Raw genomic sequence first — 13,784 nt, 5'->3', positions numbered from 1 at the left:
GATGCGAAGCCCCAGTCAAATTTTCGATTTCACGCCCAGCGGTTTGCGGTTGGGGCGTTGGCGTGGGACGACCTACGCGATCGGGTGGAGCTATCTGGGGCTGGGAGCTGTATTGTTTGTCGCCGCATGGTGGCTGAAGGTCTGGCCGGGGAACCAGGACTTGCCCTGGTTGGCTCTTGTCGTCTGGTTGGCGATCGGATTTGTCGGCGGATTGCAGGAGAGTGCTCACGCGGTGACAGCGTGGCTGTTGGGGGGCAAGTCGCGGTTGATGATGATCGCGGGGCATGGCGGTGCCGGTCAGTATCGAATCTTTGGCGGACCAAGGCAGGCGATCGTCGCGGCGGCTGGTCCGACAAGCAGTTGTCTGTTCGCACTGCTTGTCGCGGGGATCTTGATGTTTCGTGGTGAGGCGTCGTTATTGCAGATGCTCGATCCGCTGCGACCTCCCGAATTGGTCGGCCGGCTGAACCTCGTGTCGATCGGAAAAGTTGTTGCCTGGATCGCGATGACGCTCTCGGTTGTCCAGATGTTGCCGCTGTGGCGATGCGATGGTCGAACCTTATTAGACGGATTGGTGGCGACGTTCCGGCCGCACTACACCCCTTCGTCGAGAGCTCACGCCACGGCGGTCGCGATCGGCTGGATCGCGTTTGCGATGGTTGGTCTTTCGCTTGCCGTGGCGATGTTTGAAGATCGCCAAGGGGTGCCTCGATGGCCCGTGCTGGCAGCGGTGGGACTGGTGCTGTGGATGTCGGGACAGAAAGTCGATCCGCGGATTCGAGTGATCGACGCGAAGCACCAGCCGATCGGATGGTTAGGGGCTCGGCGGATTCGTCAAGCGCACCACCGCGAGGTTCGCGAAGCCTCCGACATCGCCAAGCTCGATGAGATCCTCGACCGGATGACCCAACACGGTGCCGATTCGCTGAGCCATGCCGATCGCGCGGTGCTGAAGCGGGCGAGCGCCGCTTTGAAGAAGCACTCAGGTAAATCGTAGTGAAGTCAAACTTCACCCTCCCGGCGAAGCAGGGAGGGTCGGAAAACGAGCGTTTAGCTAGTTTTCCGGGGAGGGCTTCGCCGCTGGGGCGAGGGCGACAAATTTACCTGCGGACGCCCCTCCCCGAACTTCGCTTGTTCGACCCTCCCCTTCAAACTTCGTTTGAGGGAGGGTGAAGGGTGTTGAACGTGGCCCCAAACTTCACCCGCCGGGCGAAGCCGGGGAGGGTCGGAAAACGAGCGTTTCGCTAGTTTTTCGGGGAGGGTTTGAACGCTGGATCGAACGCGGCGAATTTGCAGCGGGCGCCCCTCCCCGAACTTCGCTTCGCTTGTTCGACCCTCCCCTTCATACTTCGTTTGAGGGAGGGTGAAGGGTGTTGAACGTGGCCCCAAACTTCACCCTCCGGGCGAAGCCGGGAGGGTCGGGAAACGAGCGTTTAGCTAGTTTTCCGGGGAGGGTTTGAATACTGGATCGAGCATGGTGAATTTGTTGCGGGCGCCCCTCCCCGAACTTTGCTTCGCTCGTTCGACCCTCCCCTTCAAACTTCGTTTGGGGGAGGGTGGAGGGTCTTGTGTTTGGCCCCAAACTTCACCCTCCGGGCGAAGCCGGGAGGGTCGGAAAACGAGCGTTTAGCTAGTTTTTCGGGGAGGGCTTGAATGCTGGATCGAGCATGGCGAATTTGCAGCGGGCGCCCCTCCCCGAACTTTGCTTCGCTCGTTCGACCCTCCCCTTCAAACTTCGTTTGGGGGAGGGTGAAGGGTGTTGTGTTTGGCCCCAAACTTCACCCGCCGGGCGAAGCCGGGAGGGTCGGAAAACGAGCGTTTAGCTAGTTTTTCGGGGAGGGCTTGAACGCTGGGGCGAGGACGACAAATTTACCTGCGGACGCCCCTCCCCGAACTTCGCTTCGCTTGTTCGACCCTCCCCTTCAAACTTCGTTTGGGGGAGGGTGAAGGCTGTTGTGTTTGGCACCAAACTTCACCCTCCGGGCGAAGCCGGGAGGGTCGGAAAACGAGCGTTTAGCGAGTTTTTCGGGGAGGTCCGAATGCAAGGATCGGATCGATTGAAATCCGCGTGTAGCGTATGATCGTGTGGTTTCAGATTTGCGAGACTTTCCCGAGCGTGGTGGGTGGCATAGTATGAAGCGACCGATTCCTTGCAATGCTTTTCGTATTTATCCCTATAGAGCTCGATGAACGACACGACTTCAAAATCCTCTTCCGGCCGCAAGTCGCCCGCAAAGCTGACCGCTGGCGGTGGAGCGATCGGCATCCTGATCGTTCTGTATGCGCTGCTGCAGCCGATCCTCAGCAAGCAACTGGGAATCGCGCTGCCGAAGCTTCCGGTCAACGTCGGGGCCGATGCTCCGATGGTCGCTGGGCCCGACAAACCGATCGAGCCAACCGACGCCGCTTCCCAATCGACAGCTCCCAAGATTCAAGTCACCTCGGGGCGGGCGGATTCGCCGACCAAAACGGCTGCCGATAAATCGTCGACGGCTGGCGAGAATTCGCCCAAGTTGGACCCGCAGAAGTCGGCGGCTCCCAAAACCGGTGGCGGCCCGCTGTCGCAGTTCAATCGCAGCCGCCAGAGCGATGACGCCAAACTGTCGCCGACAAAATCGGCGCCTGAAAAAACGTCGATCGCAAAATCGGATCCCTCTTTAAAGTACGGGATCTTAAAATCGATCGGCCGGGATACCTACATGTCCCCCGCCGGTTTGCGATACACGCCGGGGAGCCAAGAAGGGCATCGTTTAAAGCACCTGGAACGCCATACCGCCGACCAACCGAGCCGGCCGGGGAAGCACGGTGTCTTTGATGGCGGCATGGAAAAGACGTTGTTAGTGCTGGATCAGGCTTATGAAAAAGGGACCAAGGGAGGTCATGGGACAACCAAGACCCAGGACGACGGGCGAACGATTTATACCGTCGACATGGGCAAGCGGATCGGATACATCGGCGGCCGCGATGGCAATCGGATGCGGAAACCGATGGCTCGCCGCGTGCGGATCGTATTGGATGGCGATCGCGTGATTACCGCTTATCCGTTGTAGCGACGCCGAAACAGCCGGAGCTCGTCGACACCGATCCTGTTGTTCCCGACGTCGATTGCCGGATCGACCCCTGCGGCGAAAGCCTGTCGATTTCTCTCACCACACAAAATTTCAACGCCCAATCCGCACGTGTTGCGGCGACGTTTCCTGGAGACTGCATTGATGACGCCCCATTATTCGATCGATTATTGCCCGCGATGTGGTGCGGGCCTGTTGGGCATTCGAATCTGCGGCTTAGGGACCAACGATCCACACGGGCTCGTGGTCTGCGACGAATGCGAGGCGATCTGGTTGGAACCGGATGTCGCGACGCCGCATCAATATCCCGACGCGTCGGACGCGCGATGCCCCAAGTGCAGCGATCCGCTGTGGGGACCGCAGAGCCGCTGGGCAACGCGAGAAGATCTTGTGCAATTGGACTGGCAGGACCGGGTCGATCCCGAATTAAACGGCGAACCGGACGATCACGTCGTTTAGCGGTTCTTGAGCGATTGGGGATCGTCGAACGGCAGTTCGGCACTTTGGCGTGACGTCATTCCTTGTTTGAAGTGCTGTCGGCAGACCGACAGGTAGCGTTCGTTGCCACCGATCTGAACCTGGTCTCCTTGTTGGATCGGAGCCCCGTGTTGGTCGATTCGCAAGACCATCGTCGCTTTGCGACCGCAGTGGCAGATCGTTTTGACTTCGGTCAGTACATCGGCCCATGCTAACAATTGCATACTGCCGTCGAACAGCTTGCCTTGGAAATCGGTCCGTAGGCCGTAGCACATCACCGGCACGCCCAGATGGTCGGCGACGTCGCTCAACTGTCGCACTTGTTTGGCTGTTAAAAACTGAGCCTCATCGACAAAGACACAGTGTAATGGTGCACGCTGGAGTTCGGTTTCGATCTGGCGATGGAGGTTGTCAACTTGATTGAAAACGATCGCATCGGCTTCGATTCCGATTCGCGAACTAACCTTTCCCACTCCGAATCGCGAATCGAGTTCCGGGGTTAAGATCAGCGTGTTCATCCCCCGTTCGCGATAGTTGTAGCTGGATTGCAACAATATGGTTGACTTGCCAGCGTTCATGGCGGAGTAGTAGAAATAAAGTTTTGCCACGGTTGTCGATGTAAAGGTGGGTTAGTGGTGCATCTTTCGCTTGCGTAGTGGAGGGCGTACGATAGGCGTCGATGTCGGCCAATGGCCGGGGGCGGTGCGAATTTAATTTGTCGGAACAAGCTTACACGGAACTATGAATCGAAACCAGATTCTGCTGTTGATCGTCATCGGCCAAGGGTTGGTGATCGCTTTGATATTCTCGGTGCGTTTTAAACGCGAATCCGTCGAGCCCGACGATTCGGTGGGCGTAGTTCAGGTGGCTGAGCCGATGGGCTCGCTTCCCGAGGGGGCTCAAGAGTCGACGCTCGCCGAAGCGCTCACGATCGCTCGACAGGGGCTGACGTCGATGCGTGCCGAGCTGATCGATTACCGCGGCCGCGTGGTCAAGCGAGAGCGGATTCAGGGGCAACTGGCCGAAGAGAGCGAGATGGAGATTAAAGTCCAGTGCCGACGCTTAGATAAAGAGGAGGTGGTGCAGCCGATGCGGGTCTACTTAAAGTTCCTGCGGCCGCGGGGCGTTGCAGGGCGGGAGGTGATCTGGGCGGAGGATCAGAACGACGGTCGTTTGATCGCGCATGAGCCTGGTTTGCTGAACGTCGCTCAAGCGTCGCTGGACCCACGTGGCGAGCGAGCGATGGATGGCAACCTGTACCCGATCACCGAGATCGGTCTGTTCAACCTCGTGGAGCAATTGATTGCCCGTGGTGAAGAGGATCTCCAGGAATCGCAGGTCCGCGTGACGCTGGCCGAGGGGCAGATGATTGGCGATCGGGAGTGCCAGCAGATCCGTATCGAATTGATCCAACCGCATGACGAATTGAATTTTGAGTACGCCGAAATTTTCATTGACAGCCAGCGTCAGATTCCGCTCCGCTATGCGGCGTACGGTTGGCCTGGCGAAACCACGACGGGCGACGGCGACGCGGCGTCCGAAGTTCTCGAAGAATACACATATTATGACATCGAAACCAACGTCGGCCTGACCGACGCCGACTTCGACCCCAGCAATGAAACTTATGATTTTCCCGCGTTTCGGGTCAATCTGTAGTCGTCCCCGTGGGATACCCACGTGAGGCGTGAAGTAACCATCGTTCCTCCATTGAACATGCCGTATTTGAAGCCTACAACCGACAGTTCGCCATCGACCGACAGCCCGTCGAACGGCCGACGACATGTGAATACGGCGATTCCGATAGCGCTGTTGATTTTGGCGTTGATCGCGGGGGTGGCGATCCAAGGTCGGGTCGACGACGCGATGATGAAGGTTGTCGGCAATCAATTGTTGGCGATCCGGAATTCGAGCGCCTCGGCGATGCGATTGTGGTTTGGGGTTCAAGAATCGTATTGCCAGGGGATCGCGGACGTCGTGCGGGACCCGTCGCTTGCGTTTGAACGGCGTGCTTCGGCGCGGGCGTTGTCGCCGCGGATGCTCGAGAACGATGCCGAATACCAAGCGTTGCGTGAACTGCTGGTCCGCAACATCGATCCTCAGCGGTGCGTCGGTTGGACGTTGCAGTCATCGGCTGGGGTGGTGCTGGCAGCGTGGGACGATTCACTGGTTGGCCGCAGCGGGTTTCCATTGCCATCGGTTGCGATGAATCGCGCCGTGGGCGGCCAGGCGACGGTCAGCGTCCCCTTCCGAGCCCCGGTTCCGATCGTGACCGACCAACAGGAATTTAAAGTCGGCGATGCGGTGATGGCCGCAATCGCGCCGATCATCGACGATAGTGGACGATGTGGCGTCGTGTTGGCGATTCTACTTTCCCCCTCCAAAGACTTTGCTTCGGTTTTCGACACCTCGCAAGTTGGCGACAGTGGCGAGACGTTTGCATTTAGTCGAGAGGGCATCATGATCTCACGCTGTCGCTTCGAAGACGAACTGCGAACCCTGGGCCTGCTGCATCCCGATCCCTCGACTTCGGCGATCCTGAGCATCCAGCTTCGAGACCCCGAGGTCGATATGCGTTCGGGGAAACGAGCACTTAAGCCACTGGATCAACAACCGTTTACTCGGATGGCCTTGGATGCGACGCGTGGCGGAACTGGTGTCGATACCGCCGGCTACAATGATTGCCGTGGCGTGCCAGTGATCGGTGCCTGGAGTTGGTTGCCGGAGTATGAGATGGGGATCGCGACCGAAATCGCAGTGGAAGAAGCGTATCGGCCATTGAACGTCCTGCGGTGGTCGAATCTTGGTTTGCTGGCCTTGCTGCTGCTGACCGCGGCGACCGTTGCCGTCAATGCGATCCGCGCGCGACGGGTGGAGAGTCAAGCCAGCAAGGAACATCGGCTGGCACGTAAGCTGGGACAGTATCGGCTAGAGGAAGTGCTTGGCGCTGGCGGGATGGGGTCGGTTTACAAGGCCCAGCATGCGATGTTGATGCGGCCCGTGGCGATCAAAGTGTTGGACACCAAGGGGAGCGATCCGCAGCGGCTGCATCGTTTTAAACGCGAAGTGGAATTGACCAGCCAGTTACAGAACCCACACACGATCGCGGTCTTCGATTACGGGCAAACCCAGAACGGCGACTTCTACTATGTGATGGAGTATCTCGATGGGGTCGACCTGAACGATATGGTGCGGCACTACGGAGAATTGCCTGCGTCGCGGGTGATCGCGATTCTGTTACAGATCTGCGGATCGTTGATCGAAGCCCACGGCAAAGGTTTGATCCACCGCGACATCAAGCCGGGAAACATTATGTTGACCGAGTGTGGTGGGATCTATGACTTTGCCAAGTTGTTGGATTTTGGGTTGGTCAAGGAGTCGAGTCCTAATAGCGCCAACGTGACGCATGAAGGGTCGTTGACGGGAACGCCGATGTACATGTCGCCCGAAGCGATTCGCAATGCCAAGAGTGTCGATCCTCGCAGCGATATTTATTCGATCGGGGCGGTCGGCTACTTCCTTGCCACGGGCAAACCGTTGTTTGATGCCGCGGGAACGCTTGACGCGATCTTAAATCAAGTGCAGGAAGAACCGCTGCGACCGAGCGAGCGGGCGGGGAAGGCGATCGATGGCAAGTTCGAAAAGGTGATCATGCAATGTCTTTCCAAGAACCCCGATTCACGCCCTGATTCGGTCCGTGAGCTGGTCGACCTATTGCAGGCCTGTCCCGATCATGGAGTTTGGGACCAACACGCCGCCCAGCAATGGTGGACCGAGGTGTTTACCGGCAGCCACCGCCGATCGACAATCCTCAGCGGGAAGGATACGATCATTCCCTCTCACGGCGAAATCGATACTCTGCACGGCGCGCGGCTCAGCAGCCCTTCGCAAGAGCAATCCGTAACGCGGTGAGCTGGAGTCTGAACGCCTCGCACTCACTCGACCCCGCCTAAAACCACAGTTCGATTTCTTATGACGTCTCGCATCGAATGGCCGCCGATTCGCGATCTGCTGGAGGACGATCAGCAGCATGCTGCGATCGAGTCGTACTTTCCCGATCGAGGGCGGGTCAGCTTTTTCGATGCCCTGCAACAATGGGACGCTAATCGATTGACCGAAATCCGCGCGGCCGGTCGCCGCTTGGAGGTCGCCGCGCAGCTTGCGGATTTCCCGATCATCGCAATCGCCGGGATGCTCAACAGCGGCAAAACCAGCTTGGTCAGCACCTTCTTGAGCGACGCCGGTCGGCAACGGTCGCTGCGCGGTGAATCGAACGATGCCGGTACGCACCGGTTTGTCCTCTGGCTGCCGCAAAGCTGGCGAGCCGATGCGGAGGTCTGGGGCCTGTTGATGTCGCGACTGGGCGAAGCGCTCGGCCAGCCGCCGCAGATGTTGTCCGACGATCCGGCGGCCGCGCACGAACAATACAACAACGCCGAGGGACAAGCCGATGCATTGGCGATCCCGTTGGTCGCGACCGATCCAGGATTGGATAAGGCCTGCGTCGGATTATTGGATTGCCCCGACATCGTGACCAGCGAAGCGTTTGGCCGCGGCGCGTTGGAGGTTCGCAAGACGCTGCTGTGCCGCGCCGCAACGCTCTGTTCCGCCTTTGTGATGGTCACCGACTTCGCTTCGCTGCGAGCCAACACTGTCGGCGAACTGCTGGATGTCGCGGCGACCAGCATGTCGGGAGTCAGCCGTTATCTGGCGATCAACATGATCCGCCCCAAGTATCGGCCGCACGAGGTCTTTGAAGATCTGCAGCCTCTGGTCAGTGGGCACGGAATCACCGCCAGCTATCTCGCATACGATTTTGAGATCCCCGCCAGCGAAACCTTTGTGCCTGAGGTTGCGGATCGAGGAACCGAAGACGATCCGATGCCGGTCTTCTTCGAAGCCTCCGCGATCGAGCCCGATTTGGTGAAACAGATCGATGCGTCGCAGCTGCTCTCGTCGCTGCCGACACGGCTGAACCGATCGGCGTTGTTCGATGGGTTCCGACGATCGCAAGCGACTTCATTGGCGGAACGCGTTTGGTCCGATGGCGTCGATTTCCTTCGCGACCAAACGGCCACGCAAGCGACATACGCGCGGCGGGCTCGGCAAGCGATCTGCGATGCGTCGCTTGAGTTTTTCGCGCGGCGCGACTTTTCCAGCGGAGCGATCATCGAACTGCGGCTGCATCAATCGGCGCGGATCATCCACCAATTGACCGATGCGTTCTCGCAAGCCGCACCGTGGTACGCGCGGCTGGGCATGAAGATGAACGGCTTTGTATCCAAGCTGACCCGTTCGGCCAGCGAATTGATGCAGAGTTTCAATCTGACCGGAGCGGCTCAGAAGAAGGCGGAACAGATTCGCGACGATTTCCGCAAAGGAGCCAAGGGATCGGTCCTCTCGGGGGAACGGCTGTGCGAGAGCTATCGCCGACACGACCTCACCGGCCAGATGCGGACCGAGATCCCCGATTCGCAACTGCTCGAGATCTGCAACCACGCGGTGGAGCGGTTCGATGCGGAAGATCAAACCGCATTGGACCCGCAACAATTGCGACGGACCGCCGAAGCGATGTGGCAAGAGATGTCGATGGTCAAGAAACTTCAGCACGGCCTGACGCCGGTCGCCGCGCTGTTCGCTGCGTTTGCGGCGGTGGTGATGGTCCCGGTCGATGGCGGCGGGACGCTGGTCCTGATGCACGCGTCGATCGCAGAGCTGTTGCTTGCCACAGGATTCGCCGGATTGGTGACCGCGTGGAACAGCCACGGGGCGCTGAAGGCGATGGAATTGCAAGCCGCTCAACAACAGCTGGCCGACTTCATCGCCGTGCAATGCGATTCGTTAGGCGTACCGCGCGGGATCGACGATCAAATCGAACCGCTACGAATCCAGATCGGTCCGCGCGAGCACGTCCTGCCGGCAGCCAAAGTCGCGCTGCGGCGATCGGACAACACCAGCATCCGAATCTGGAAGCTGCGGCAGCCGTTCCTCGATTCGCTGCACCAAAAGCTGCCGCGAGATTGAGTCGACAGGCGTCCATCGTTTCGGCGGCTCACGTCGTGCGTTAAGACCAGCGATCGACCAACAAATTGCCGGACCGTTGGTCCTTCTGTAGCGTGTCGTGAACACATTGCCCCCTGGCCTGCACTTCGCTCGCGGAGCTCGCTTCGCTTGACCTGGGCTATGCAAAGGATCGGAGCTTCGCTCCTCGGGCAACGCACAAGCCGCGGGAGCGGCGATCGCATAAAGCCTGCGGCGCGAGCCGCAGGATCACTTCCCGACAGGGCCGATGAGTGGGCAAGTAGCGTGAGAAGTGACCAGACGCTCTGGAAAAGCATGTATTGGTGGGGCGTGACGCCATCAGTGCAGTCGGGCGTTGCGAATGGGGGGTGAGTCAGCGAGAATCAGAGCATGAAACCTATTCTCAGCCGGGCCAACTACTGAGAATCATAAGTTATCCACGCCAACTAAATCGCCAATGAGCAGCTCCCGCCTCCTTCCAAACGAAGCCCAATTGCAACGACTCGTTTTCGCGATACGTGATTTGAACCATGCTAATTCCGCGATCCAATTCCTGCTTGAGGAATGCGACTTCTCAAAACCCTATCCCAGACTTGCACTTCGCAAATTCAAACTGCTGGAGTCCGCCGCAATAGTTGCATTTGGAAGGCTATTCTCCGTCTCAGGGGGCGGTACAACCCCAAGTTTTCGACTGGCCGGAATCAGATTTTCACCGGCTGATGAGCGAATAAAGAAACGCATCATGGATCTGCGAAACACCACAGTTGCACATTCCGATGAAGAAATGATGCATTATCGTGTGGATTTGATCAGGCCAATGGAGGACAACCTCGAATTGGCGATGCCCCATTTGCAAATTGACGACACATTACACCTCGACGAAAACGAACTGGGGGAATTTGACCGACTGGTGCGAGAATTGGTATCCAAATTATACAAATATGTCTTTGATATTTCCCAAACGCACCCAGAACTAGTAGAAAAATACGTTACCCCAGCCGCATCTGCCAGCAATGGTGGATAACCATCGGTTTCAACGGAGCTGGGCTTGCAAGCGTTTTGATGATGGACGATCAACTCTCCCGGCCCGCTGAACCGTAACGTTATTCGTGCTATGCTTAACGCTCGCTTGATACGGAGACACAAATGCAACTTCCATTGGAAACGATGACCACCGCGCAGAAGCTGGATGCTATGGAGCAACTCTGGGCTTCGCTTCGTTCCTCGGCAGACTATTCGCCCCCCGACTGGCACGGCGAAATCCTTGCTGAGCGGAAACGCCGAGTCGAGAATGGCGAAACAACCTTTTCATCGCTCGACGACGTGGTTTCGCGAATCAAACAAGGCCGCAAGTGAATGTCCAGCTTTCGGGCGAAGCTGAACGCGACTTGCTGAATGGCGTCGCGTTCTACGATGGCGGCGACCGGCACGCTGGTGACCATTTCCTTGAATCACTCACCACGGATCTTCGCTCCCTGTCGTTTCTCGGGGGTGTCCATGCGATGCGCCATGGTTACCACTGCATGTCGGCGAGTCGTTTTCCGTTCGCAATCTACTATGCAGTCGATTCGGGCTCCATTTTCGTCATCGCAATCCTTGACGAGCGCCGCGACCCTGGGTGGATTGCGAATCGATTACAACTCGGATGACCATCGCATGCAAAGGATCGGAGCTTCGCTCCTCGGGCAACGCACAAGCCGCGGGAGCGGCGATCGCATATAGCCTGCGGCGCGAGCCGCAGGATCGGGCAAGCCGCAATCATTAAAAAGCCCCGGCAGGGGCGGCAGGTGCGCTGGATCTGTCGCCGCCTACCGGGGCTTATATCGAGATTGTTCCTAACATTTCCTACGGCTGACGCCGTAGGCTATATGCGGCCGCCGCTGCCGCGGCTACGGTGGTGGTTTTAGCGTGGAGGACGCGTTACCCAGGCCTGCACTTCGCTTGACCTGGGCTATGCAAAGGATCGGAGCTTCGCTCCTCAGGCAGGTTGCGAGCTGCGGGTGCGCCCGACGGACGGCGTTTGCATGCGTTACGGAGCGAGCCAGAGGGCTTCTTTTAGAGCATGGCACGTGGGTAGAAACCACCAGGTGCGTTTCTTTTCGGTTTCGCAGGCCTGCGGACAACAAGCGACATCGCCCGCCGGAACACACTTGTACCACGACGGATAGGCGGGGAAACAAGCGCGAGGGTAGGGACGAGGAGTGTAGTCATCGCAGCAGCAGTTGGGCGGAAAGCAGTTGCCCGAGCATGCGTCGCCGTTGGTCCGGCAATCGCACGCTGTCCCTGCAAGTGAATCACAAGGCAGGGCGTGAGAACCGGCCGGCGCGTGCGGCGGCTGTTGTGCAACGGCCAAGTTTCCGACGCTCCACGCGGCCAGAAAACCGAGCAGACAAACCAAAGTTTTTGTCATCGAATCTGTTTCCTATTCTGTCGTTATAAGCTCGGGAGCTTCTACCACAACGGAAGTCGCCGGCACCGTTTCAATCATTCCCACGGTCACAATCGCAGGGTCGGACAATCGCAACTGCCAACCGCCGCCGAGCGATCGATAGACAGTGATCAACGCCAGAGCGACATCTCCCTGAGCCTGGGCTAACAGGTTCTGTTGCTGAACCAAAAACTGTTCCGCGACGAAGACCGAGGTGAAATCGATGACACCTGCATTAAATTGATCGGTGGCCAACTTCACGGCGCGTTCGGCTGCCGCGACACTCGCCTCGAGACGCTCAGCGGTCACCTTCGAGTTGACGTAATCGATGATGCCATTCTCCACCTCCCTCGCCGCTACCAGAACTTTCTGTTGGTAGACAGCGACCAATTCTTGCGTCTTGAATTCCTGCAGTCGGACGTTGTTCACGATCCGTCCGTAGTTCAGCACATTCCAACTGAAGCCCGGAGTAATCTGGCCGATACCACTGCGCGGACCAAACAGGAGGTCGAGATCCTTGGCTTGGTAACCGATGTCGCCGCTGATGAAAAACTGAGGATAGAAATCAGCTTCCGCGACACCGATCTGCGCATTCTGAGCCGCGATGTATCGCTCTGCTGCGCGAAGGTCAGGCCGGCGGCGAATCAGATCGGCGGGGATGCCGACGAGCACTTCGGGGGGCGATTCCGGGATAGGAGCCGTGCCGAGCATCTCTGCCAGATCGGTTGGCGGCATGCCGAGCAACAGACAAAGCTGGTTTTGCGAAACGCGAATCCCCGTCTCGATGGTCGGTTGCGTCGCTCGCAATTGTTCCAGCAGCGAGTTGGCCTGGACCGTGCCTAGTTCGTTGGTCTGCCCCGACTTCCATCGTTCGGTGGCAATCTTGAGCGTCGATTCTTGCAGCGTGATGTTCTGCTGCACATACAACAGTTGCTGCTGCAGGATTCGGTAGGTTACGTAGGTCGACGCGACGTCGCCGATCAGCGTCACCATCACGTTGTCGTAATCATCGACCGAGGCATCGACGACGTCATCGGTCGATTCAACGATGCGACGGATCTTGCCCCAGAAATCAATTTCCCACGACGCGCCAAACGTGGCGCTCCAGGTGCTGAAGTGGCTCACCGGAGATGGCACGGCAACATTCTTACTCAGCTGAGAACGAGTGAATGATCCGTCGATCGACTGGCTCTGTGGAAACAGGCTGCCAACGGCGATCCCTTTTTGGGCGCGGGCCTCGAGCACACGCGTTGCGGCGACTCGCAGGTTAACGTTCTGTTGGTACGCGGTAACGATCAATCCATCGAGAACAGGATCTTCGAAAACCGTCCACCAATCGCTGTAGTTCACCGAGCTGGTGTTAACGCCTTCATGGTTGCTGTCGATCCATTGGTTTGCCAACGGGACCGGCGGGCGACGGTAATCCGGGCCAACTTTGAAACCGTTGTCGACAAATTCTCGCAGCGGCGTCGAACAACCGCTCAAGAGCGTCAAACCGATAGCACAAACGACCACCAAAGACTGGGGCAGCGACCGGCGATCCAGCATCATCCTGAAACAGGAGCGTGACGTTAAAGCGTTCATCGCGAATCCATTGCGCACCAACACGGTCAGCTCCGCACCGTGCGAAGCACGCGACGGGTCATCCCAGTTATACAGGTCTGCCCCGTTTTACGGTTCCACCTTCGATGGTCGTATCGGTTGCTTGTCTTGGTCTGGTTGAGACCGATACTCCAGAACTACGCAACGCACCAGCGGCTGATGAGCTAGGAAAAGTTTGCCGCCGCAGAACC

The 13,784-nt window shown here is 58.2% G+C and carries 11 protein-coding genes; 9 read left to right on the top strand and 2 right to left on the bottom strand.

What is annotated here, in order from left to right; translation table 11 throughout:
- Window position 1 precedes the first annotated feature (1 nt).
- The 3 genes from Poly24_RS24090 (at window position 2) to Poly24_RS24080 (ending at window position 3,527) form a co-directional block, all read left to right on the top strand.
- Window positions 2-997 (top strand): zinc metalloprotease, encoded by a 996-nt coding sequence (locus tag Poly24_RS24090; protein WP_145101684.1) that lies wholly within the window; start codon window positions 2-4, stop codon window positions 995-997.
- 1,189 nt (window positions 998-2,186) lie between these two features.
- On the top strand, window positions 2,187-3,050 hold the full coding sequence (locus tag Poly24_RS24085) for a hypothetical protein (RefSeq protein ID WP_145101682.1): 864 nt from the start codon (window positions 2,187-2,189) through the stop codon (window positions 3,048-3,050).
- Window positions 3,051-3,212: 162 nt separating this feature from the next.
- Entirely contained in the window at window positions 3,213-3,527 is a 315-nt protein-coding gene (locus Poly24_RS24080) for a hypothetical protein (protein WP_145101679.1), read from the top strand.
- Here Poly24_RS24080 and Poly24_RS24075 read toward each other — a convergent pair.
- Window positions 3,524-4,153: a thymidine kinase gene (locus tag Poly24_RS24075; RefSeq protein ID WP_145101677.1), complete on the bottom strand. Its 630-nt coding sequence runs from the start codon at window positions 4,151-4,153 to the stop codon at window positions 3,524-3,526. The genes Poly24_RS24080 and Poly24_RS24075 overlap by 4 nt on opposite strands.
- Before the next feature lie 133 nt (window positions 4,154-4,286).
- Between Poly24_RS24075 and Poly24_RS24070 the strand changes: the two genes are divergently transcribed.
- From Poly24_RS24070 to Poly24_RS24045, 6 genes are all read left to right on the top strand, one after another.
- Window positions 4,287-5,201 carry a DUF1571 domain-containing protein gene (locus Poly24_RS24070; RefSeq protein ID WP_145101675.1) on the top strand — a complete coding sequence of 305 codons (915 nt, stop codon included), beginning with the start codon at window positions 4,287-4,289 and terminating at the stop codon, window positions 5,199-5,201.
- Window positions 5,202-5,222: 21 nt separating this feature from the next.
- Window positions 5,223-7,454 carry a serine/threonine protein kinase gene (locus Poly24_RS24065; RefSeq protein ID WP_145101673.1) on the top strand — a complete coding sequence of 744 codons (2,232 nt, stop codon included), beginning with the start codon at window positions 5,223-5,225 and terminating at the stop codon, window positions 7,452-7,454.
- 60 nt (window positions 7,455-7,514) lie between these two features.
- A complete protein-coding gene (locus Poly24_RS24060; RefSeq protein WP_145101670.1) occupies window positions 7,515-9,566 on the top strand; it encodes a hypothetical protein in 2,052 nt (683 codons plus the stop codon).
- Window positions 9,567-10,020: 454 nt separating this feature from the next.
- Entirely contained in the window at window positions 10,021-10,587 is a 567-nt protein-coding gene (locus tag Poly24_RS24055) for a hypothetical protein (protein WP_231753324.1), read from the top strand.
- Between the two features lie 122 nt (window positions 10,588-10,709).
- The gene (locus Poly24_RS24050; RefSeq protein WP_145101666.1) at window positions 10,710-10,919 is read left to right on the top strand and encodes an addiction module protein; all 210 of its coding nucleotides are present in this window, start codon (window positions 10,710-10,712) and stop codon (window positions 10,917-10,919) included.
- Complete coding sequence (locus tag Poly24_RS24045) at window positions 10,916-11,212, top strand: type II toxin-antitoxin system RelE/ParE family toxin (RefSeq protein ID WP_145101664.1); 297 nt, start codon at window positions 10,916-10,918, stop codon at window positions 11,210-11,212. Before Poly24_RS24050 ends, Poly24_RS24045 begins: the two co-directional genes overlap by 4 nt.
- Before the next feature lie 773 nt (window positions 11,213-11,985).
- Here the strand turns inward: Poly24_RS24045 and Poly24_RS24035 are convergent.
- Entirely contained in the window at window positions 11,986-13,575 is a 1,590-nt protein-coding gene (locus Poly24_RS24035) for an efflux transporter outer membrane subunit (protein WP_145101659.1), read from the bottom strand.
- Window positions 13,576-13,784: the final 209 nt, after the last annotated feature.

Source organism: Rosistilla carotiformis (assembly GCF_007753095.1).
GTDB lineage: Bacteria > Planctomycetota > Planctomycetia > Pirellulales > Pirellulaceae > Rosistilla > Rosistilla carotiformis.
This window is presented reverse-complemented; position numbering and strand designations above follow the sequence as displayed.